The 266-nt window shown below is 63.9% G+C and carries 1 protein-coding gene; it reads right to left on the bottom strand.

Features of this window, described 5'->3' with window-relative positions:
- Positions 1 to 266 (bottom strand): TauD/TfdA dioxygenase family protein (locus SB764_RS41050; RefSeq protein WP_410866904.1); only part of this gene is annotated, 266 nt, incomplete at both ends.

Genomic DNA, 266 nt, shown 5'->3' with positions numbered 1-266 from the left:
CCAGCGCACGGTGTTCTCGAGGCGCGTCACATGTTCGTGCAGCACCTGCAGCAGATGCGCGGAGTCCTGCGACGACAGCCCCTTGATCTTCTGCACGAAATGCCCGAGCACGAGCGTGCGCTCGCCGGTCTCCGGATGCACACGCACGACCGGATGCTCGGTTTCGTAGACGGTCGACGTGAACACTTCGCGGTAGCGTTTCAGTTGCGTGTCGTCGGCGTGCACGTGCGTCGACGCATAGTCGTAGGCGTTCGTGTGCAGCGCCC

Origin of the sequence: Paraburkholderia sp. SIMBA_027, from assembly GCF_046535315.1 — a bacterium.
In the GTDB taxonomy this organism is placed as follows: domain Bacteria; phylum Pseudomonadota; class Gammaproteobacteria; order Burkholderiales; family Burkholderiaceae; genus Paraburkholderia; species Paraburkholderia tropica.
This window is presented reverse-complemented; position numbering and strand designations above follow the sequence as displayed.